This is a genomic window from Pedobacter agri PB92, from assembly GCF_000258495.1.
Taxonomy (GTDB): Bacteria; Bacteroidota; Bacteroidia; order Sphingobacteriales; family Sphingobacteriaceae; genus Pedobacter; species Pedobacter agri.
The window spans coordinates 1-4582 of the sequence record NZ_AJLG01000269.1; the positions used below are offsets into that span (position 1 = coordinate 1).

A 4582-nucleotide genomic window follows, 5' to 3' on the forward strand; every position below is an offset into this window, starting at 1 on the left:
CAGGAAAATAGGAGCCAACTCCGTTTACACTTATTCCCAAATGGCACCAATTGCACCACACATGAATTTTGGACATACTCAGGAAGGAAAATGTTTCGATGACCTTGGAACCGAAGCCATCAAAAAGAATTTCGGAAATGAAATGAACGTCATGCAAGATATCATCTCCGACATTTACGATAATGGTTTGCTCGGATTTTTTCATCTCACTACCAACCTGAGCAGCGCTGAACTTGATGAGCGTTACGGTTACCGGGTCCGTTCCAGGTTGCGTGAAATGTTCAACATAGTAAACTTTGGAAAAAACGCACCAGATCGGAGGAAATAATGAAACCACAGATCGCTAAAGAATTGATCAAGTCGATCACTGAACGCGGATGGATCGAAAAAGATGGGGTTTACTACACGCCAGCTCAAGCGGCCGAAATGGGAATCACTTCCGTAAAAGCAAAAAAAACACGCGGCAAAAATCTCATTAAAACTGGCGATATCCATGACGAACGAAACATCAGGAATAAAGCAAATCAGAAAGACTTTTTCATGAAGCTCATGGAAATTGAACTTCAGATCGATATCTGGCCGGAGTTCTACTTCTCAACAAAAAGAGAGTTCCGGTTTGATTATGCCATTCCTGAACACAAGATCGGCATCGAACAGAACGGCGGTATCTGGTCCAAAGGAAACAGCGGACATAGCTCGGGAACGGGAATCCAGCGTGACATGGATAAAAGTTCCCTTGCTGCCTCGCTCGGTTGGCGAGTGATCAGCCGATCACCTGAACAGATGATGACATCCGAGACTATTGAACTGATAAAATCAGCGCTAAAAATTTTTAATTAAAATTAATTGTTTACTTTTGAAAACTTAGTTATCAACTATGCCACGCCTAAAAAAGCCAGATCCAAGAACGCACGAAGAAAAGCAAGCTGAATTCCTTGAGAATGTCACTCTATATGGCAATATCACGGAAGCTTGCCGGAAGGCCAGACTAGATCGCAAAACCATGTACAGGTGGAAGATAGATGAGCCGGAGTTTGCAAAAGCCTGGGACGAAGCAGCTGAGATCGGCATCGAAGCAATTGAAGATGAAGCCAGGCGCCGAGCTTTCAAAGGAACCCTTAAACCGATCTACCAGGGCGGCGTCAAGGTTGGAACGGTCCGGGAATATTCCGATACGCTTTTGATCTTCCTGCTTAAAGGCGCTAAAGGATCCAAGTACAAGGAACGAATGCAGCTAAGTGGTGACAAAGAAAATCCGGTTGCTTTAGAAATCAGGTCAACCGTTGTTTTCGAGGATATGTCGGAGCAACAAACTAAATCTTAAAATTTAAATCCATAAATATGAAAACCAATGTCGAGACTGGTTTAAAAACCAAATCACCATTCAGTACCAATCTGAAATGGTTTCGTGAAAACGAAAATCTAACACAATGCAAGCTTGCTGAACTGGTAGGCTCAAACCAAAAGAACATCACAGCCTATGAAGCTGGCCGGGCAACTCCAAAGCCCGAGATGTTAATCAAAATGGCTGATGTATTCGGTATCAAAGTAGATGAGCTCATCCGAGATGTTAACAGCAAAATGTCCATTCGTGAATTTAATCCGATTAGCTGAAGAAACCGGACCAAAAATGAACGGCTTTACACCTTCCGAACCTTTCTAAAAACAAATATACCTGCAACCAACAAGGCTCCATAAACATAATGATCAAGGTCACAATTTATCGCAGAATATGTTCCATAAGTACCTTGAAATGATGTTGTGGTAAAAGGAATCCTAATCGTGCAACTAGGCCCAGTAGTACCCATAGGCAAACACAGTGCTGATGCATTTGGCCCTGGAGAGTTTGCGTTATAATCCGGTCCAAATAATATTAAATTTTGGAAAAGTATTCCATCGCTATTTCTTCTACAGCCTGTTTGCGCAATTGCATTGAATGAAGAAATTAATAAAAAAAATGTGAGAAGTCGTTTCATATTGAAACAAACGAAAATTGACTTATCTCAATTTTTCGATTTGTACAATGAACGGAAAATGAACAAAAATGTAGCTTGTTCACAGCATGATAGCCAGTACTTACCATTTAGCAATGAACATTAAAAAAACAACTTGGATAGCGCTATTCGTTATTAGCGCTTCCATATGGGGAACGATAATTTATTGTTTAATAGACTGAAGAACCCCCTTCAAATTAGTTGAAAATACCTTGGTATATTTGTATAAATCAAAAAAAAATATGAATATTAATTTCAACAAGGAAAAGATTTATGGTATTTCCCTAAGTCAAAATGGCATTTTATTTAACTTTAATGAAAAGTACCCATTACTGAATGGGTCGTCGAATGTTGGACATGCTATCATTCTAGATGATAAAAGGGATGATGGCGCTGAGTCTATTAAGTTTTATTACAATGGCGAAGCCTTGAATTTTAGCTACAAGCCAATGTACGATGTGCTCTCGAAAAAACTTGATTTTATTGATGTTTATTAGAATTTAGATAGCCGGGCAATACTGTTCGGCTATTTCTTTTTTACAGTACCATGCATAGCTTCCTGCATTTCGATTTCAATCATACATTGAGGGCAGACAGGATAAAGCATGTCTTTCTCGGCTTGTGTTAATGGTCCTGAAGGTGGTAAAAACTTGTCTAATACGCTTCCAACGCCAAGAGCTAAAGACACACCGAGAGTAGTTGAGAAAAAAATTATAAAAAGCACCTGACAAACAGTTAATCTTTCCATAATGCAATTTAACTAATGAAAAGGTAAGTTATTCCATAACTCCAAAATATATTTCTAATTCATCACGATTGTATTCCATTCTATAGCCAGACTCACATGGTCCGTTTCCGGTTCCGGTAAGTTTGTAGCCTTGTGATAATAAATACTTTTTAACCCCATCTGCAAATCGAGCAGAGTTATTTATCGCATCCATATAAATGCCAAAGTTTTTTGTTGGAGCAGCTACGCCTTGTTGTCGATAAGTTGATTCGATTTTCGCCAAAAGCTCAGTCTTATCTGCTTCAGTAAATATCCTTTCTGATCCAATAAAGTTATTGTTTATAATATCTCCATTATGAATTTTGTTATTATTACCAATTTGATTGTTGTTTCCTCTTATAGATGTCTTCGGTTGAACAACTACAGGCTTGCTTTGGAGTTTAGCACGTTCATTTGCTGCGACTATTGAATCCCGTTTATGTAATGAATGTTTAAAATCATTAAGCTTTGCTGATAGATTCTTAGAGTTCTCAAAATCTATTTTAGTCTGATCAGGTTTATTTATTGCCACGCTGATACCTAAAGCGGCTAATACTGTTAATATTCCGACAACCCAAGTCCAGGCCGAATTGAAGAAATCCATCCACGATGATTGAGTTTTTTCGTTGATAACTACTTTATTTTTGCGATTTCCCTTTCCTTTACCGCCGTTTGATTGGTTGACAGTCACATTCATTTTTATCGAGTATTAATTTCAACCAAATATAAAAAATCATTTACTCATATTTTTAGTGGTTTCCAGCTTATGACGTTTGTGAACGATTCCTTATACTTGCATTTCTAAATTTTACTCTCATGGATGATTTCAAAGATTTTTTCAAGGATTTACGCGATCGGGTTTCCAATCCATTTTTTACATCATTTATTATTTCATGGCTATTGACCAATTGGCCTATAACAATAGCAATTATTTTTTATGACGATGCCGATGTCAAATCAGATGGATTCAGAAGTCTGTATCAGCTGATTAAATTTTACGCTACCCCAATGACAGTCTTTGTCGAGCCGTTTTTTTGGGCAATAGTTGTTACTTATAGTTTTCCTTATGTAAAGTCAATTATTAAACTTCACAGCGCTGAAATCTCAGCTAAAAATGAAACGGATATTTTAGCTAAAACAAAGGCTGGTTCCATGCCATTGGCTAAGTTTATTAAATTGAGAAATGCGCATATTGATACAATCAATGTATTAGAGAAATTAAATGAAGAAGAATCACAGTATCTTGTTGAAAATGCTAATTTAAAAAAAGATAATGAGCAATTAAAGCTTGAAAAAATTAAGATTCAATCTGAATACGGACTGTCCGAACAACGTTTCAATCGCTATAAAGAACTTTCTAGATACGGTATGACAAATGGAAAATGGCAAGTCAATTTCACTTCAAAAGATGGGACAAAGCGCGAATTGATCTTAGATTTTTCAGATGATATTGTAAGAGAGTCAGCATCTAGTTTCATAAGCTACTCTGCGTATGATTTAGTAGCAAATCCTTTTCAAAATACTCTATACTTCTTTTTAAGACCAGAAGATGGTCAAGATCCCATAGGACCAGTAAGCCTTGAAGGATCCAGTTCACACGAATATTTTAGACTTAAGGGAATTCATCCGACTTACGACTCATTCACCATGTCTAAAATTCAATCGACATAATCTTTCAGAAACTTCAATATCGGATGAAAACCGATAAAATCAATTATCGGCTGATTTCCCGATAATGCTTATATTTGATAACTTTGTTTTCAAATGTTAGCAACTCCTAGTTTCAGTGTAAATGTAAAATTTAAACCTCTAGTGTGTACGT

Annotated in this window: 7 protein-coding genes and 1 pseudogene; 6 read left to right on the plus strand and 2 right to left on the minus strand. The window is 37.3% G+C overall.

Annotation, left to right across the window (positions count from 1 at the left end; all coding sequences use genetic code 11):
* From ON09_RS22705 to ON09_RS22730, 5 genes and pseudogenes are all read left to right on the plus strand, one after another.
* A pseudogene (locus ON09_RS22705) lies at nucleotides 1-328 on the plus strand (hypothetical protein); the annotation flags it as partial.
* Entirely contained in the window at nucleotides 328-840 is a 513-nt protein-coding gene (locus ON09_RS24580; RefSeq protein ID WP_010603365.1) for a PDDEXK family nuclease, read from the plus strand. The pseudogene ON09_RS22705 and the gene ON09_RS24580, both read left to right, overlap by 1 nt.
* Before the next feature lie 37 nt (nucleotides 841-877).
* Nucleotides 878-1324 (plus strand): hypothetical protein, encoded by a 447-nt coding sequence (locus tag ON09_RS22715; RefSeq protein ID WP_010603366.1) that lies wholly within the window; start codon nucleotides 878-880, stop codon nucleotides 1322-1324.
* Nucleotides 1325-1341: 17 nt separating this feature from the next.
* Nucleotides 1342-1614 carry a helix-turn-helix domain-containing protein gene (locus ON09_RS22720; protein ID WP_010603367.1) on the plus strand — a complete coding sequence of 91 codons (273 nt, stop codon included), beginning with the start codon at nucleotides 1342-1344 and terminating at the stop codon, nucleotides 1612-1614.
* A 622-nt stretch (nucleotides 1615-2236) separates the two neighbouring features.
* On the plus strand, nucleotides 2237-2491 hold the full coding sequence (locus ON09_RS22730) for a hypothetical protein (RefSeq protein WP_010603368.1): 255 nt from the start codon (nucleotides 2237-2239) through the stop codon (nucleotides 2489-2491).
* Nucleotides 2492-2520: 29 nt separating this feature from the next.
* Here the strand turns inward: ON09_RS22730 and ON09_RS22735 are convergent, their stop codons facing one another.
* Complete coding sequence (locus tag ON09_RS22735; RefSeq protein WP_010603369.1) at nucleotides 2521-2742, minus strand: hypothetical protein; 222 nt, start codon at nucleotides 2740-2742, stop codon at nucleotides 2521-2523.
* A gap of 28 nt (nucleotides 2743-2770) precedes the next feature.
* Complete coding sequence (locus ON09_RS22740; protein WP_010603370.1) at nucleotides 2771-3457, minus strand: hypothetical protein; 687 nt, start codon at nucleotides 3455-3457, stop codon at nucleotides 2771-2773.
* Nucleotides 3458-3576: 119 nt separating this feature from the next.
* Between ON09_RS22740 and ON09_RS22745 the strand changes: the two genes are divergently transcribed.
* Complete coding sequence (locus tag ON09_RS22745) at nucleotides 3577-4431, plus strand: hypothetical protein (RefSeq protein WP_010603371.1); 855 nt, start codon at nucleotides 3577-3579, stop codon at nucleotides 4429-4431.
* The last annotated feature ends 151 nt before the right edge of the window (nucleotides 4432-4582 follow it).

Excerpts from the sequence above, each read along its gene's own strand:
- ON09_RS24580 (WP_010603365.1), top strand. The coding sequence starts at position 328 with ATGAAACCACAGATCGCTAAAGAATTGATCAAGTCGATCACTGAACGC.
- ON09_RS22715 (WP_010603366.1), top strand. The coding sequence starts at position 878 with ATGCCACGCCTAAAAAAGCCAGATCCAAGAACGCACGAAGAAAAGCAA.
- ON09_RS22720 (WP_010603367.1), top strand. The coding sequence starts at position 1,342 with ATGAAAACCAATGTCGAGACTGGTTTAAAAACCAAATCACCATTCAGT.
- ON09_RS22730 (WP_010603368.1), top strand. The coding sequence starts at position 2,237 with ATGAATATTAATTTCAACAAGGAAAAGATTTATGGTATTTCCCTAAGT.
- ON09_RS22735 (WP_010603369.1), bottom strand. The coding sequence starts at position 2,742 with ATGGAAAGATTAACTGTTTGTCAGGTGCTTTTTATAATTTTTTTCTCA.
- ON09_RS22740 (WP_010603370.1), bottom strand. The coding sequence starts at position 3,457 with ATGAATGTGACTGTCAACCAATCAAACGGCGGTAAAGGAAAGGGAAAT.
- ON09_RS22745 (WP_010603371.1), top strand. The coding sequence starts at position 3,577 with ATGGATGATTTCAAAGATTTTTTCAAGGATTTACGCGATCGGGTTTCC.